Annotated in this window: 12 protein-coding genes; 10 read left to right on the plus strand and 2 right to left on the minus strand. The window is 62.7% G+C overall.

Features of this window, described 5'->3' with window-relative positions:
• The first annotated feature begins 11 nt into the window (after positions 1–11).
• The 4 genes from IDM28_RS20815 (at position 12) to rarD (ending at position 3575) form a co-directional block, all read left to right on the plus strand.
• Entirely contained in the window at positions 12–749 is a 738-nt protein-coding gene (locus tag IDM28_RS20815) for a ComF family protein (RefSeq protein WP_188036791.1), read from the plus strand.
• Positions 750–821: 72 nt separating this feature from the next.
• Complete coding sequence (locus IDM28_RS20820; RefSeq protein ID WP_181089440.1) at positions 822–1586, plus strand: TOBE domain-containing protein; 765 nt, start codon at positions 822–824, stop codon at positions 1584–1586.
• 64 nt (positions 1587–1650) lie between these two features.
• The gene (locus IDM28_RS20825) at positions 1651–2625 is read left to right on the plus strand and encodes a serine/threonine protein kinase (protein ID WP_101322428.1); all 975 of its coding nucleotides are present in this window, start codon (positions 1651–1653) and stop codon (positions 2623–2625) included.
• 62 nt (positions 2626–2687) lie between these two features.
• Positions 2688–3575, plus strand: coding sequence for an EamA family transporter RarD (gene rarD, locus IDM28_RS20830; RefSeq protein ID WP_188036792.1), 888 nt, complete (start codon positions 2688–2690; stop codon positions 3573–3575).
• Positions 3576–3807: 232 nt separating this feature from the next.
• On the opposite strand, the gene IDM28_RS20835 is transcribed toward rarD, so the two are convergent.
• Positions 3808–4326, minus strand: a complete 519-nt coding sequence (locus IDM28_RS20835; RefSeq protein ID WP_101322430.1) for a glycine cleavage system protein R — start codon at positions 4324–4326, stop codon at positions 3808–3810.
• A 448-nt stretch (positions 4327–4774) separates the two neighbouring features.
• Here IDM28_RS20835 and IDM28_RS20840 point away from each other — a divergent pair, with 448 nt between their 5' ends.
• Positions 4775–6952 (plus strand): malate synthase G, encoded by a 2178-nt coding sequence (locus IDM28_RS20840; RefSeq protein ID WP_181108025.1) that lies wholly within the window; start codon positions 4775–4777, stop codon positions 6950–6952.
• 35 nt (positions 6953–6987) lie between these two features.
• Here the strand turns inward: IDM28_RS20840 and IDM28_RS20845 are convergent, their stop codons facing one another.
• Positions 6988–7431: a response regulator gene (locus tag IDM28_RS20845; protein ID WP_101322432.1), complete on the minus strand. Its 444-nt coding sequence runs from the start codon at positions 7429–7431 to the stop codon at positions 6988–6990.
• A gap of 226 nt (positions 7432–7657) precedes the next feature.
• Between IDM28_RS20845 and IDM28_RS20850 the strand changes: the two genes are divergently transcribed.
• From IDM28_RS20850 to IDM28_RS20870, 5 genes are all read left to right on the plus strand, one after another.
• The gene (locus IDM28_RS20850; protein WP_101322433.1) at positions 7658–9595 is read left to right on the plus strand and encodes a putative nucleotidyltransferase substrate binding domain-containing protein; all 1938 of its coding nucleotides are present in this window, start codon (positions 7658–7660) and stop codon (positions 9593–9595) included.
• Positions 9592–10305: a PolC-type DNA polymerase III gene (locus IDM28_RS20855; protein WP_101322434.1), complete on the plus strand. Its 714-nt coding sequence runs from the start codon at positions 9592–9594 to the stop codon at positions 10303–10305. The genes IDM28_RS20850 and IDM28_RS20855 overlap by 4 nt, the downstream gene beginning before the upstream one ends.
• 97 nt (positions 10306–10402) lie before the next feature.
• Positions 10403–10921, plus strand: coding sequence for an RNA polymerase sigma factor (locus IDM28_RS20860; protein WP_150571148.1), 519 nt, complete (start codon positions 10403–10405; stop codon positions 10919–10921).
• Entirely contained in the window at positions 10918–11874 is a 957-nt protein-coding gene (locus IDM28_RS20865) for a FecR domain-containing protein (RefSeq protein ID WP_101322436.1), read from the plus strand. Before IDM28_RS20860 ends, IDM28_RS20865 begins: the two co-directional genes overlap by 4 nt.
• A gap of 106 nt (positions 11875–11980) precedes the next feature.
• Complete coding sequence (locus tag IDM28_RS20870) at positions 11981–14386, plus strand: TonB-dependent siderophore receptor (protein WP_188036793.1); 2406 nt, start codon at positions 11981–11983, stop codon at positions 14384–14386.
• Positions 14387–14461: the final 75 nt, after the last annotated feature.

Here is a 14461-nt window from a genome sequence, read left to right on the forward strand (position 1 = left end):
ACGGAAGGGCCATGGACTGTCAACCAATACTCAGATGGATGGTTTACAAGTGTACAAATATTAATCAAATTTGTTTGCTGTGTGATGAACACGCTTATCAGCCCTACCCGCTGTGCAGCGCCTGCGAGCAGGAATTGCCCTGGCTGGAGGAACAATGCCTGCGCTGCGCGTTACCGCTGGCCATCGCCGGCCTGCATTGCGGCCCCTGCCACCGCAGGCCACCGGCCTTCAGCCAGGTGATTGTGCCGTGGCATTTCGGCTTCCCGCTGGACAGCCTGATCAGTCGCTTCAAGCATCGCGGGCAGTGGCCCCTCGGTCGTTTGCTGGCGGGCTTGCTCGGGGATGCGTTGGCGCATCGCTACACCGAGGGCTTGCCCAGGCCGGACTACTTGTTGCCAGTGCCTTTGGCGGCCCGTCGGCTGCGCCAGCGCGGCTTCAATCAGGCCGGTATGCTTGCGCGCTGGCTGTCAGGCCAACTGGGCATCGCCTGCAACGAGCGCTGGCTGCTGCGCACTCGCGACACCCCGGCCCAGCAAAAACTCGGCGCCAAGGCGCGCCGGCGCAATCTGCGTGAGGCGTTTACCCTGGCGCCAGGCGTTGATGTCGAAGGGCGGCACCTGGCAGTGGTCGACGACGTGCTGACCACCGGCGCCACTGCCCAGGCCATTGCCAAGCTGCTGCGCAAGGCCGGCGCCCAGCGGGTCGATGTCTATTGCCTGGCGCGCACGGCCAAACCTGGCCAGGCCTGAGCGGGCGCCGGGGTTGACTGATGACGCTACGGGAGGCAACTTCGCCAGTCTCACACCGCCTGGCTCAAGCGCATGTCTCTGCCCACCCAGCTCACCCAACACATCGCCCGCCGCCCGCAGCGCATAGCCCTGCTGCAGCACATCGCCGAGCAGGGCTCGATCACCCGCGCGGCGAAGGCTGCCGGGATCAGTTACAAGTCCGCCTGGGACGCCATCGACGAGCTCAACAACCTTGCCGCGCAGCCTTTGGTCGAACGCAGCACGGGCGGCCGTGGTGGTGGCGGCGCGCAGTTGTCGTCAGAGGGCCAGCGCGTGCTGCGCCTTTACTTGCGCCTGCAAGCGCTGCAGGCGCAAGTGCTCGAGGCCGCTGAACACAGTAGCGACCTCGACCTGCTCGGCCGGCTGATGCTGCGCACCAGCGCGCGTAATCAGTTGCAGGGTGAGGTCAGCGCAGTGAGCAGCGAAGGTCGGCATGACCGGGTGACCCTGGCGCTGAGTGGCGGGCTGCAGATTCAAGCGCTGATCACCCGCGATAGCACCGAGCGGCTGGAACTGGCGCCAGGCAGCCAGGTAGTGGCCTTGCTCAAGGCCGGCTGGGTGCACCTGCTCGGCCCGGAGGACACCGCAGAACCAGGCAGCAACACGCTCGGCGCCACGGTCGCCGAAGTGCTCGCTGAAGAAGAGGCCAGCTGCGAAGTGCGCCTGCAACTGAGTAATGGCCAGACCCTCTGCGCTTTTGCCGAGAGCCAGTGGCTGACAGCTCATGGGGTGACCACCGGCAGCGAACTACGTGCGCAGTTCCATCCGGCTTATGTACTGCTGGGCGTGCCGGCCTAGCGACCTCCGGTGCGCAGGGTAATGGAGTACCATGGTGCTCACGATGTCGCCCTGCGGAGCTCCAATGTCCCACCCTTTCGATACCCTCACCCCCGACCTGGTCCTTGATGCGGTAGAAAGCCTGGGCTTTCTCAGCGATGCCCGCGTGCTGGCGCTCAACAGTTACGAGAATCGGGTCTATCAGGTGGGCATCGAAGACCAGCAGCCGCTGATCGCCAAGTTCTACCGGCCGGGGCGTTGGACCGACGCACAGATCCACGAAGAACACGCCTTTACCGCCGAGCTTGCCGACTGCGAAGTGCCGGTCGTGGCGCCAATCAGCCATGAAGGCCAGAGCCTGTTCGAACATCAGGGCTTTCGCTTTGCCTTGTTCCCACGCCGCGGCGGCCGGGCGCCAGAGCCGGGCAATCTCGACCAACTGTATACCCTAGGCCAGTTGCTCGGGCGCCTGCACAAAGTCAGCGCCACGCGGCCGTTTGTGCACCGTGAGTCGCTCGCTGTGGATAACTTCGGGCATGCCTCGCTGCAGACCTTGCTCGACGGCAACTACGTGCCCAAGGAACTGCTGCCAGCTTATGAATCGGTCGCTCGCGATCTGCTCAAACGGGTTGAAGCGATCTATGCGCGCACCCCGCACCAGACCATCCGCCTGCACGGCGACTGCCACCCAGGCAACATCATGCACCGCGAAGACGCCTACCACCTGGTCGATCTGGACGACTGCCGGACGGGCCCGGCAGTGCAGGACCTGTGGATGATGCTCGCCGGCAGCCGCGAAGAACGCCTGGGCCAGTTGGCCGAGCTGATCGACGGCTACAACGAATTCCACGACTTCGACCCGCGCGAGCTGCCGCTGATCGAGCCGCTGCGGGCCTTGCGCCAGTTGCACTACAGCGCCTGGCTGGCGCGGCGCTGGGACGACCCGGCGTTCCCGCGCAGCTTCCCCTGGTTTGGTCAGCCGCGTTACTGGGGCGATCAGATCCTTGCCCTGCGCGAGCAGATCTCGGCGCTGGACGAAGCGCCGCTGAAATTGTTCTAGGAGCAGGTGCAGGTCTGTCTACAATGGGTGCTGTTATTTAGCTACCTAAGCAAGGATTCGGCATGCACGCTGCAAACCCGCGTCGCGGGTATATTCTCGGCCTGACGGCCTACATCATCTGGGGCCTGTTCCCGCTGTACTTCAAAGCCATTCAGAGCGTGTCGGCGGTCGAGATCATCGTCCACCGGGTGCTCTGGTCGGCGTTGTTCGGTTCGCTGTTACTGTTGCTGTGGAAGCACCCCGGCTGGTGGCGCGAGTTGCGCGACAACCCCAAGCGCCTGGCAATCCTCGCCTTGAGCGGCACATTGATCGCCGGCAACTGGCTGACCTATGTCTGGGCGGTAAACAACGGGCGCATGCTCGAAGCCAGCCTCGGCTATTACATCAACCCATTGATCAACGTGCTGCTGGGCATGCTCCTGCTCGGCGAGCGTTTGCGGCGGCTGCAGTGGCTGGCGGTCGGCCTGGCAGCGGTCGGGGTCGCACAGCAGGTGTGGCAGGTCGGCAGCCTGCCGTGGGTGTCGCTGGTGCTGGCGCTGACCTTTGGCTTCTATGGGCTGATCCGCAAGCAGGCACCCGTCGCGGCACTGCCCGGGCTGGTAGTGGAGACCTGGATGCTGGTGCCGCTGGCTGCGGGCTGGCTGTTGCTGCACCCGGCTGCCAGCAGCACGCAGGGGGATTTCTTCAGCAGCACTGAAGCGCTCTGGCTGATTGCCGCCGGGCCGGTCACGCTGGTCCCGTTGGTGTGCTTCAACGCAGCCGCGCGACACCTGCCCTACACCACCTTGGGTTTCCTGCAGTACCTGGCACCGAGCCTGGTGCTGTTGCAGGCGGTGCTGCTGTTTGACGAGCACCTGTCGTCGAGCACGCTGGTCGCATTCATGTTCATCTGGGCCGGTTTGGCACTGTACAGCGTGGATGCCTGGCTTAAAGTGCGCAAGCGTACCTGATCAATAAATGACCAAAATCCTGCAGGCCACAGCTGGCGTGGCCTGCAGCAACCTCTCCAGAGGTTATCCACATGCTGATCCCCGCGCTTTGTGCACAAGCGCCTGATTACTGAGCGTTTTTTGCTCAATCCTCGGCAAGCGGCATGGGCATTGGGCCGAAGCGGTACGCCCCCAGGTTATCCACAGGGACGTCCCCGTAAATCAGGGATAACCGCACCGCCCTGGCTGTGGACTATTCTTCGGCGCGCAGCTCAAGTTCGACCATCAAATCATCGGCCAGCGCTTCCAGGCTCTGCTGCAGATCCTCCAACGAAAGCGCCATCGGCAACGCCAGCAGCGCGTTGGCGTGGAACAGTGGCTCGCTGCTCATCGGCGCCGGCCGTACTTCAGTGGTGAAGCGCTCCAGATTTACCCCCTTGTCTGCCAGCAATCGGGTAATGTCGCGAACGATACCTGGGCGGTCATTGCCCACCAGTTCCATACTGATTGGCTTCCAGTTAGCCGCAGGCTCGGCGCCGCTCTCGGCGATCAGCACGCGGATGTTGTGGCTGATCAGTTGCTCCAGCGCTTTGACCAATTCAGCGTGGGACTCAGTCGGCACCGCCACCCGCAGGATCCCGGCAAACTGCCCGGCCATGCGCGACATGCGGCTTTCCAGCCAGTTGCCGTTGTGGCTGGCGATGCACTGGGCAATGCGTTCTACCTGCCCGGCCTGGTCGGGGGCGATCACGGTCAATACTAGGTGGTCCACTGCGTACTCCTCTGCCCTGCCAAGGTTTCAGCCAGGCCGAACATGGCGCAAAGGCTGGCAATCGAGTGAGTATAGGCAAGCTGTGGCAACCTGCCGCAGGGCAGTCCGAATGACTAATCGTGTACTGTTTCAAGATTTATCTGGAACAATCTACCTGTTTTTTGCGAACATGCGGCTTCCCAGCGTGACCCTATGCGACCAAATGGTCGCACAGCGACGCTTTTAGTCTGATGTTCACCCGCCTGCTGCTTCATGTAGTATGCCCCGACGCGGACTACAAAACGTCGCTGGATGTCTGCCGATGGCGCCTGTGAAAATACGCAAACCGCCCGCCAGCGCGTCTGGCAGGCCGCACCCAGCCGCCTGCGGGCATGTACTGGTGCGTGTTTGAAGAAGCGCTACAGGCTTAATACGATGAGCGAAATAGCTGAGCAGAGTGAGGCAAGCAATGACTGAACACGTTCAAGTCGGTGGCCTTCAGGTCGCCAAGGTGCTGTACGACTTCGTCAACAACGAAGCCATTCCAGGCACCGGCATCGTCGCCAAGGATTTCTGGCTCGGTGCGGAAAAGATCATCAACGACCTCGCTCCGAAGAATAAAAACCTGCTCGCCAAACGCGACCAGCTGCAAGCCCAGATCGACGCCTGGCACCAGGCGCGTCAAGGCCAGGCTCACGACGCCGCAGCCTACAAGGCATTCCTCCAGGAAATCGGTTATCTGCTGCCAGCAGCAGAAGACTTCCAGGCAACCACGCAAAACGTCGACGAAGAAATCGCCAGCATGGCCGGCCCACAGCTGGTAGTACCGGTGATGAACGCGCGTTTCGCCCTCAACGCCGCCAACGCGCGCTGGGGTTCGCTGTACGACGCGCTGTATGGCACCGACGCCATCAGCGAAGAAGGTGGCGCCGAAAAAGGCCAGGGCTACAACAAGGTCCGTGGTGACAAGGTCATCGCCTTTGGCCGCGCCTTCCTCGACCAGGCTGCGCCTCTGGCTGCTGGCTCGCACGTCGACTCCACCGGCTACCGCATCGATGCCGGCAAGCTCGTGGTTGCGCTCAAGGGCGGCAGCAACAGCGGCCTGCGCGACGATGCACAGTTGATCGGCTACCGTGGCGAGGCCGCGGCGCCAACCGCAGTCCTGCTCAAGCACAACGGCCTGCACTTCGAAATCCAGGTCGACGCCAGCACCCCGGTCGGCAGCACTGACGCCGCCGCCGTCAAAGACATCCTGATGGAATCGGCCCTGACCACCATCATGGACTGCGAAGACTCGGTTGCTGCAGTCGATGCCGACGACAAGGTGGTGGTTTACCGCAACTGGCTGGGCCTGATGAAAGGCGATCTGTCCGAAAGCGTCAGCAAGGGCGGCAAGACCTTCACCCGGACCATGAACCCGGACCGCGAGTACACCGCACCGAACGGCGGCAGCGTAAGCCTGCACGGTCGCTCGCTGCTGTTCGTGCGCAACGTTGGTCACCTGATGACCAACCCCGCAATCCTCGACGCGCAGGGCAATGAGATCCCGGAAGGCATCCAGGATGGCCTGTTCACCGGCCTGATCGCCTTGCACAACCTCAAGGGCACCACCACCCGCAAGAACAGCCGCACCGGCAGCGTCTATATCGTCAAACCGAAAATGCACGGCCCGGAAGAAGTGGCGTTTGCCGCAGAAATCTTCAGCCGCGTCGAAGACGTGCTGCAGATGCCGCGCAACACCATGAAGGTTGGCATCATGGACGAGGAGCGCCGTACCACGGTCAACCTCAAGTCGTGCATCAAGGCTGCGGCCGAGCGCGTGGTGTTCATCAACACCGGCTTCCTTGACCGTACCGGTGACGAAATCCATACCTCGATGGAAGCCGGCGCCGTTGTGCGCAAGGGCGCCATGAAGAACGAGAAGTGGATCGGCGCCTACGAGAACAACAACGTCGATGTCGGCCTCGCCACTGGCCTGCAAGGCCGTGCCCAGATCGGCAAGGGCATGTGGGCCATGCCTGACCTGATGGCGGCCATGCTCGAACAGAAGATCGCTCACCCATTGGCCGGTGCCAACACCGCCTGGGTGCCGTCACCGACCGCCGCGGTACTGCACGCCCTGCACTACCACCAGGTTGATGTGCAGGCGCGTCAGGCGGAACTGGCCAAGCGCGCGCCGGCCTCGGTCGATGACATTCTGACCATCCCGCTGGCAGCCGACACCAACTGGTCCGACGAAGAAATTCGCAACGAGCTGGACAACAACGCCCAGGGCATCCTCGGCTATGTCGTGCGCTGGATTGACCACGGTGTGGGCTGTTCGAAGGTGCCGGACATCAACAACGTCGGCCTGATGGAAGACCGCGCGACCCTGCGTATCTCCGCACAATTGCTCGCCAACTGGCTGCGCCACGGCATCGTGCGCGAAGAGCAGGTGCTGGAAAGCCTCAAGCGCATGGCGGCAGTGGTCGATCAGCAGAACGCTGCCGACAGTTCGTACCGGCCAATGGCGCCGAACTTCGACGACAACGTTGCCTTCCAGGCAGCGCTGGAGTTGGTGCTCGAAGGTGCCAAGCAGCCGAACGGCTACACCGAGCCGGTGCTGCACCGTCGCCGCCGCGAGTTCAAGGCGCGCAACGGGCTGTAAGTGGAGAATGCTAGGGCCGCTTTGCGGCCCTAGCTTCACTCAATCCGCAATTCCTTCCTCACCAGCCGCAACAGCTTGTCCAGATCCGGCGGCTTGACCATGAAGTCCAGCACCCCAAGGTGCATCGCCTTGACGGCCTCTGGCACCTGCGACTCCCCCGACACCACCACAATGGGCAAATCTGCCCGCACCGAACTGCGAATCTGCTTGATCAGTTCAAGCCCATCCACTGGCCCCATGCGCAGATCGGTGATCATCATGCCAATACGCGGTTCACGCCTGAGTGCCCGCAACGCAGCCAATGCGCTCGACGCACTGATGCAGCGAATACCTTTGCGATTCAGATACCAAGCCAGGGCCCTACGGCTGAGGATGTCGTCGTCGACCACCAGCACCAGCGGCAGTTGCGGCGGTGGCGCGCTGACCAAGGCCAACGCCTCGCGCTCGGCGTCACTCAGAATGTCGTCATGCTCACCCATGGTCTTCCCGTTGAAATATCGTCTGCACAGCGTATGACCACAAATTCGCCGAATGTGCTATCGGCCCGTGCAGCCAACGTCGCCGAACGGGCGTTATGCCCTCATAGACTTACGTCCAATGGGCACGAACCGGCCGCCAGCCGACCATGGGGACCGAGAACAACAAGGCCGACTTCACTATATATAGTTAGATATATATAGATCGGCACAGCGATACGGTCAGCTCATGAGTAAAAAGGACGCCTACAGCCAAGCCGGCAGAACCGCGGTGTTGCAGAACATCCAGGGCACATTGCAGTTCCTGCAGCGCTTTCCGCCGTTCAAGCAGATGGAACACAGCCATCTGGCCTTTATGGTGGAGCAGTGCCAACTGCGCTTCCACGCCAGCGGCGAAAGCATCATCAAGCCCGCCGATGGCCCGGTCGAGCACTTCTATATCGTCAAGCAAGGGCGCGTCGTCGGTGAGCGCCAGCACGTCAGCCAGGCCGGGGTAGAAACTACCTTCGAGATCACCAGCGGCGAATGCTTCCCGCTGGCGGCCTTGCTTGGCGAGCGTGCGACCCGCACCGAGCACGTTGCCGGCGAGGACACCTTCTGCCTGCAGCTGAACAAAGCTGCGTTCATTCGCCTGTTCTCGATGTCGGATGTGTTCCGTGATTTTGCTCTGCGCGGCGTCAGCAGCCTGCTCGATCAGGTTAATCAGCAGGTGCGCCACCGTGCGGTAGAAAATCTCGGCAGCCAATATTCCCTGAATACACCTCTGGGCGAGCTGGCCATGCGTCACCCGGTGGTGTGCACTCCGGACATGCCCTTGCGCGAAGCGGTGCGCCTGATGCACGAACAGCAGGTCGGCAGCATCGTGATCATCGATCCGCAGCGCTTTCCGATCGGCATCTTCACCCTGCGCGACCTGCGTCAGGTAGTGGCCGATGCCAGCGCCGAACTGAGCGCGCCGATTGCCCTGCACATGACCGCCGCGCCGTTTTACCTGGCGCCGGATGCAACTGCGTTCGATGCGGCCATGGCGATGACCGAACGACATATTGCCCACGTCTGCCTGGTACATGAGCGGCGCCTGTGCGGGGTGGTGTCCGAACGCGATCTGTTCTCCTTGCAGCGGGTCGACCTGGTCCATCTGGCGCGCACCATCCGCCATGCGCCACGGCTGGACACATTGGTGTCGCTGCGCGGCGAGATCAGCCAGCTGGTCGAGCGCATGCTCGCCCACGGTGCTTCGTCGACGCAGATCACCCAGATCATCACCCTGCTCAACGACCACACCGTGTGCCGGGTGATCGAGCTGGCCCTGGCCGAGCGTGGCGATCCCGGCGTAGCATTCAGCTGGTTGTGTTTTGGCAGTGAAGGCCGCGGTGAACAAACCCTGTTCACCGATCAGGACAACGGCATCCTGTTCGAGGCCGACGATACTGCCCAGGCCGACGCCCATCGGCGCGCTCTGCTGCCGCTGGCGCAGTACATCAACCAGTGCCTGGCGCAGTGTGGTTTCAGCTTGTGCCAAGGCAATATCATGGCCGGCAACGCCGACCTGTGCCTGTCGCGCAGCGAGTGGGCGCGGCGCTTTGCCGGGTTCGTCCGCGAGGCCAGCCCGGAAAACCTGCTCGGGTCTTCCATCTACTTTGACCTGCGCGCGGTCTGGGGCGATGAGCAGGCGGTCGAACAATTGCGCCAGGGCATGCTTGCCCAGGTCCGCGACAATCGCATTTTCCAGCGCATGATGGCCGACAATGCCTTGCGCCAGCGGCCACCGGTGGGGCGCCTGCGCGACTTCGTACTGACCCGTCAAGGCAACGACAAGGCCGCCACCCTCGACCTCAAGGTGCAGGGCCTGACGCCGTTTGTCGACGGCGCCCGTCTGCTCGCCCTGGCCAACGGCATTGGCGCCTGCAACACCCTCGAACGCCTGCGTCAGCTGGTCGCCAGAGAAGTCATCGATGCCCTGGACGGCGCCGCCTTCGAAGAGGCATACCACTTCATCCAGCAAACCCGCATGCAGCAGCATCAACGCCAGAGCCGCGCCAACCAGGCCTACTCCAACCGGCTTGACCCGGACAGCCTCAACCAGCTCGATCGACGCATCCTGCGTGAGTCGCTGCGCCAGGCTCAACGCCTGCAAAGCAGCCTGGCCCTGCGGTATCAGCTATGAGTCTGTTTACCTGGCTGCGCCCTTCCCTGCCTGCCGCCGTCGACCCGGCCATGCGCCAGCGCCTGGCGCAATTGCCCAAGCCAGCGCCGCCAGGCGTGCATTCGCTGCGCGAGCAGCGCTGGGTGGTCATCGACCTGGAAACCAGCGGGCTCAACCTAAACCGTGATCAGGTGCTGTCGATCGGCGCAGTGGCTATCGAAGACGGCGCCATCGATTTCAGCCAGCAGTTCGAACGCACCTTGCACCGCCCGGCGCAGAAGACCAACCCCAGCGTGTTGATCCACGGCCTCGGCCCGGATGCCCTGGCCGCCGGCTCAGCGCCGGCAACGGCGCTGCTGGAGTTGCTCGAGTTCATCGGCGACAGCCCACTGCTGGCGTTCCACGCGCCGTTCGATCAGCACATGCTCGGCCGCGCCTTGAAAGACAGTCTTGGCCATCGCTTGCAGCACAGCTTTTACGACGTGGCCGAAATCGCGCCGATGCTCAACCCCGACACGGTAATGCGCGAGGCCGGCCTGGACGACTGGATCGGCCACTTCGGCCTGCAGGTGGATGAGCGCCATCACGCCAGTGCCGACGCCCAGGTCACCGCCGAGTTGGCCCTGATCCTGTTCAGCCAGGCCCGCCGGCAGCAGCTCGACAGCCCCCTGCAACTGAGCACGCGCCTGCAGCAATGGCGGCGGCGCAAGGCTCAGAGTCACAGTTGGTAATAGCTATCCGATAGACGTGGATTGCGTGCGGCCACCCGCCTCTGTAACAATCGCGAATAATTATCGTTAGTTAACGCATTCTTTCCGGGGAACGCTCTTGCCGTCTGCGCACAGTCCACATGCTGATCTGATCGGTGCGCTTTATCGCGACCACCGCAGCTGGCTGCTGGCCTGGCTGCAACGCAGCACGCGCTGCCAGCAACGCGCCGAAGACCTGAGTCAGGACACCTTCGTGCGCTTGCTCGGGCGTGACCAGTTGCCGGTGCCGCGTGAGCCAAGAGCGTTTCTTGCTGCAGTGGCCAAGGGTTTGCTGTTCGATCATTTCCGCCGGGCTGCGCTGGAGCAGGCTTACCTGGCGGAACTGGCGCAGATGCCCGAAGCCGAACAGCCCTCGCCGGAACTGCAACTACTGATTCTCGAAGACCTCAAGGCCATCGACCGCTTGCTTGGCAAACTGTCGAGCAAAGCCCGCGCTGCGTTCCTGCACAACCGCCTGGATGGCATGGGCCATGCCGAAATCGCCGAGCGTCTGGGCGTTTCCGTCTCCCGTGTGCGTCAGTATCTGGCCCAGGGAATGCGCCAGTGCTACATCGCTCTGTATGGCGAGCCGACGTGAGCACCAGCCCGGTCTCGAACAAGGTGCTGGACGCTGCAATCGCCTGGAAGCTGTGCCTGGACGACAGCCCCGGCGTGCCAGAGCAGCGTAGTGAGTTTCTACGTTGGCACGCTGCCAGCGAAGAGCACGCTCGCGCCTGGCGCCAACTGGGCATGCTCGACCAGCGTTTCAGCGCCGCAGTCGGCCCAGCGCGCAAGGCACTGCTGCAGTCGCGGGTCAGCTTGCGCCGGCGGGTTGGTACCCTTGGCGGCGGACTCGCCAGCGTGCTACTGGTCGCCGCGCTGGTCCTGCAACTCGATGCACCGTCGCTGTCGCCGGGTTACTGGCTGGCAGATCAGCGCACCGCCACCGGCGAATTGCGCACCCTGCGCCTGGAAGACGGCACGTTGCTCAGCCTCAATACCCATAGCGCCGTGGATATCGATTTCGAAGGCAGCCAGCGCGTGATCGTTCTGCATCAGGGCGAAATCTCGGTTGAAACCGGCCATGACGACCTGCGGCCACTGCTGGTGCGTACCGATGATGGTCGCCTGCGCCCACTAGGCACACGCTTTCTGGTCAAGCGCGAAGCGCAAGGCACGCGTCTTGAAGTGCTCCAGTCGCAGGTCGCGGCAATGCCTTCCAACCGTGCAGATGAGCAGGTCCTGGCAGCAGGCCAGCAGGTCATGATGACGGCCAATGGCCTCAGCCAGATCAGCCCGGTTGCGGCCGGCGCCGATGCCTGGACCCGCGGCATGCTGGTGGTGGACAACGTGCGCCTTGCCGATCTTATCGCTGAGCTGGGCCGCTACCGCAGCGGCCATCTGGGCGTCGCGCCCGAGGTAGCCGACCTGCGCGTGACCGGCAGCTTCCCGCTGACCGATATCGACCTGGCACTGGCCTCACTGACCCCTGCATTGCCGGTCAAGGTCGAGCAGCGCACGCCATGGTGGGTCAAGGTCGTCGCGCAATGAGCCGCTAGCGGCAGCGCCGATAAATTTATTTCGACAGGCCCCTGTCACTTTTCAATTCTCGCTCGGCAAGGAAGCACAAAGCACTTATCCGTCGAGGAGCCGCTGCATGCCCCGTGCCGTTGATCGTATCCTGCGCCCCAGCCTGATGGCTCTGGCGATTGCCCTGTCTATCCCGATGGCCAGCCCTGCTCTGCATGCTGCCGAGCAATCGCAACTCGCCTATGACTTGCCCAGCGCGCCACTGGCGACGACCCTGAATCAGATCGCTAGCCAGGCGGGTATCGCCCTGGCGATCGACCCAGCCCTGGTCAGCGGGCGCACCGCGGCGCCGGTCAAAGGCCAGTACGATGCCCTCGGCGCACTGCAGGCGGCCCTGCGCGGCAGCGGCCTGCAACTGCAGCAGAGTAGTGTCGGCAGTTACAGCCTGGTGGCCACGCCGGAAGGCAGCCTGGCGTTGCCGGAGACAAGTATCAATGCGGCCGGCGAGTATGAGAGCGCATGGGGTGCCAGCACCGGCTACGTCGCTACGCGCACCGCTGCGGGCACCAAGACCGACACGCCGATTGTCGAGACTGCACGCTCTCTGTCGGTGATTACCCGCCAGCAGTTGGACGACCGCCAGGTTCTCAACCTGAACGACGCCCTGCGCTACACCGCTGGTGTGCAGAGTAGCGGCTATGGCTCCGACTCGCGCGCCGATTGGCTGCGTGTGCGCGGCTTCGACCCGACCCAGTTCCTTGATGGCCTGGCGCTGCCCAAAGGCTCGTTCGCCAACCCCAAGGTCGAGCCATGGAACCTTGAGCGCATTACCGTACTGCGTGGCCCTGCCTCATCGGTTTATGGCCAGACCCCGCCGGGCGGTATGCTCGACATGGTCAGCCGCCGCCCGCAGGCAGAGAGGGCTCATCAGATCGAAGTCCAGGCCGGCAGCAACGAACACAAGCAGATCAACTTCGACAGCACCGGCAAGATCGACGACGAAGGCCGCTTTCTGTACCGCATCAGCGGCGTGGTGCGTGACAGCAATTCACCCATCGATCACATCCCGGACAAACGCTACAACATCGCTCCGAGCCTGACCTGGAACGTTGACGAAGACACCAAGCTGACCTTCATCAGCCAGTACACCCGCGACGATACCGGCATTACCGGGCAGTTCCTGCCGCTGCAAGGCACCAAGTTGCCATCTGCGGCAGGCAAGATCTCTCACCACAAGAATCTTGGCGAGCCCGACTGGGACTTCTACGACCGCACCTACTACGCCCTTGGTTACGCCTTCGAACATCGACTGAACGATACCTGGCAGTTCCGCCAGAATCTGCGCTACACCAAAAACGATCTGTCGTTCCAGGCCGTCAACGTCGGTACCTTTAACACCGTCGACGCCGACGGCAACGTCAACCGCGAGTCAGGCATCATCAACGAAGACATCAGCCAGTTTGCAGTGGACAACAACTTCCAGGCTGACTTCGACACCGGCGCCGTCAGCCACACGCTTCTGCTGGGCCTCGACCACCAACGCGCCAATACCAACTACCAATGGTTGTATGGCCTGGGTGTGCCGCCGATCAACGTCAATCGGCCGGTGTATGGCGCTGACATGTCCGGGGTTAGCTACATTACCCTGCAAGATTTCAACCAGAAGACTCAGCAGACGGGTGTGTACGTGCAAGATCAAATGTCACTGGATAACTGGCGCCTGACCCTCGGCGGGCGCGAGGACTGGGTGCACACCGGGACTCGATTCAACGTCAACAATGCCACCAGCACCCAGCGTGACAAGGCCTTCAGCGGCAACGTAGGCTTGAGCTATGTGTTCGATAATGGCGTCACGCCGTATATCTCCTATACCGAGTCGTTCCAGCCCACCATGGGTGCCGATGCCCGAGCAGCGCAGTCGTTCGCACCGACCGAGGGCCGTCAGTACGAGGTCGGCGTGAAATACCAGCCGGTTGGCAGCCAGACCTTGCTGACCGCCGCCGTGTATGACCTGACCCAGCAAAACGTGCGTGTAACCGAAGGCAGCATCACCCGCCAGGTCGGTGAATTGCAGGTTCGTGGCCTGGAGCTGGAAGCGTCCACGCAGTTGACCGACAACTTCAAGGCGATTGCCTCCTACACCTACACCGATACCGAGATCACCAAGGGTCTTGCCACCGACGTCGGCAACCGCATGGCATTGATTCCGCGCAACCAGGCAACACTTTGGGCTGACTACACCTGGCACAACGGCCTGCTTGACGGTTTCGGTGTCGGTGGTGGCGTGCGCTATGTAGGCGATACCTACGGCAACACCGCCAACACCAGCGTGGCGCATGTCAGTTCCTATACGGTCTATGACGCCTCGGCGCACTATGACCTCGGCCGGCTGGACAACAGCATGAAAGGCCTGAGCGTAGCGGTCGAAGCGAAGAATCTGTTCAACAAGGACTACTTGGCGAACTGCGACGGTTTCTGGTGCTATTACGGCGACGAACGCAACGTCGTAGCCAGCGTCAATTACAAGTTCTGAGTCGCGCCCGGGGCCGCTTTGCGGCCCGTTCGCGGGCAAGCCCGCTCCTACAGGTATTGCGCACACCCCACCTTT

The sequence above is a fragment of the Pseudomonas sp. EZ-C24 genome (assembly GCF_014525325.1).
Classification (GTDB): domain Bacteria; phylum Pseudomonadota; class Gammaproteobacteria; order Pseudomonadales; family Pseudomonadaceae; genus Aquipseudomonas; species Aquipseudomonas shirazensis.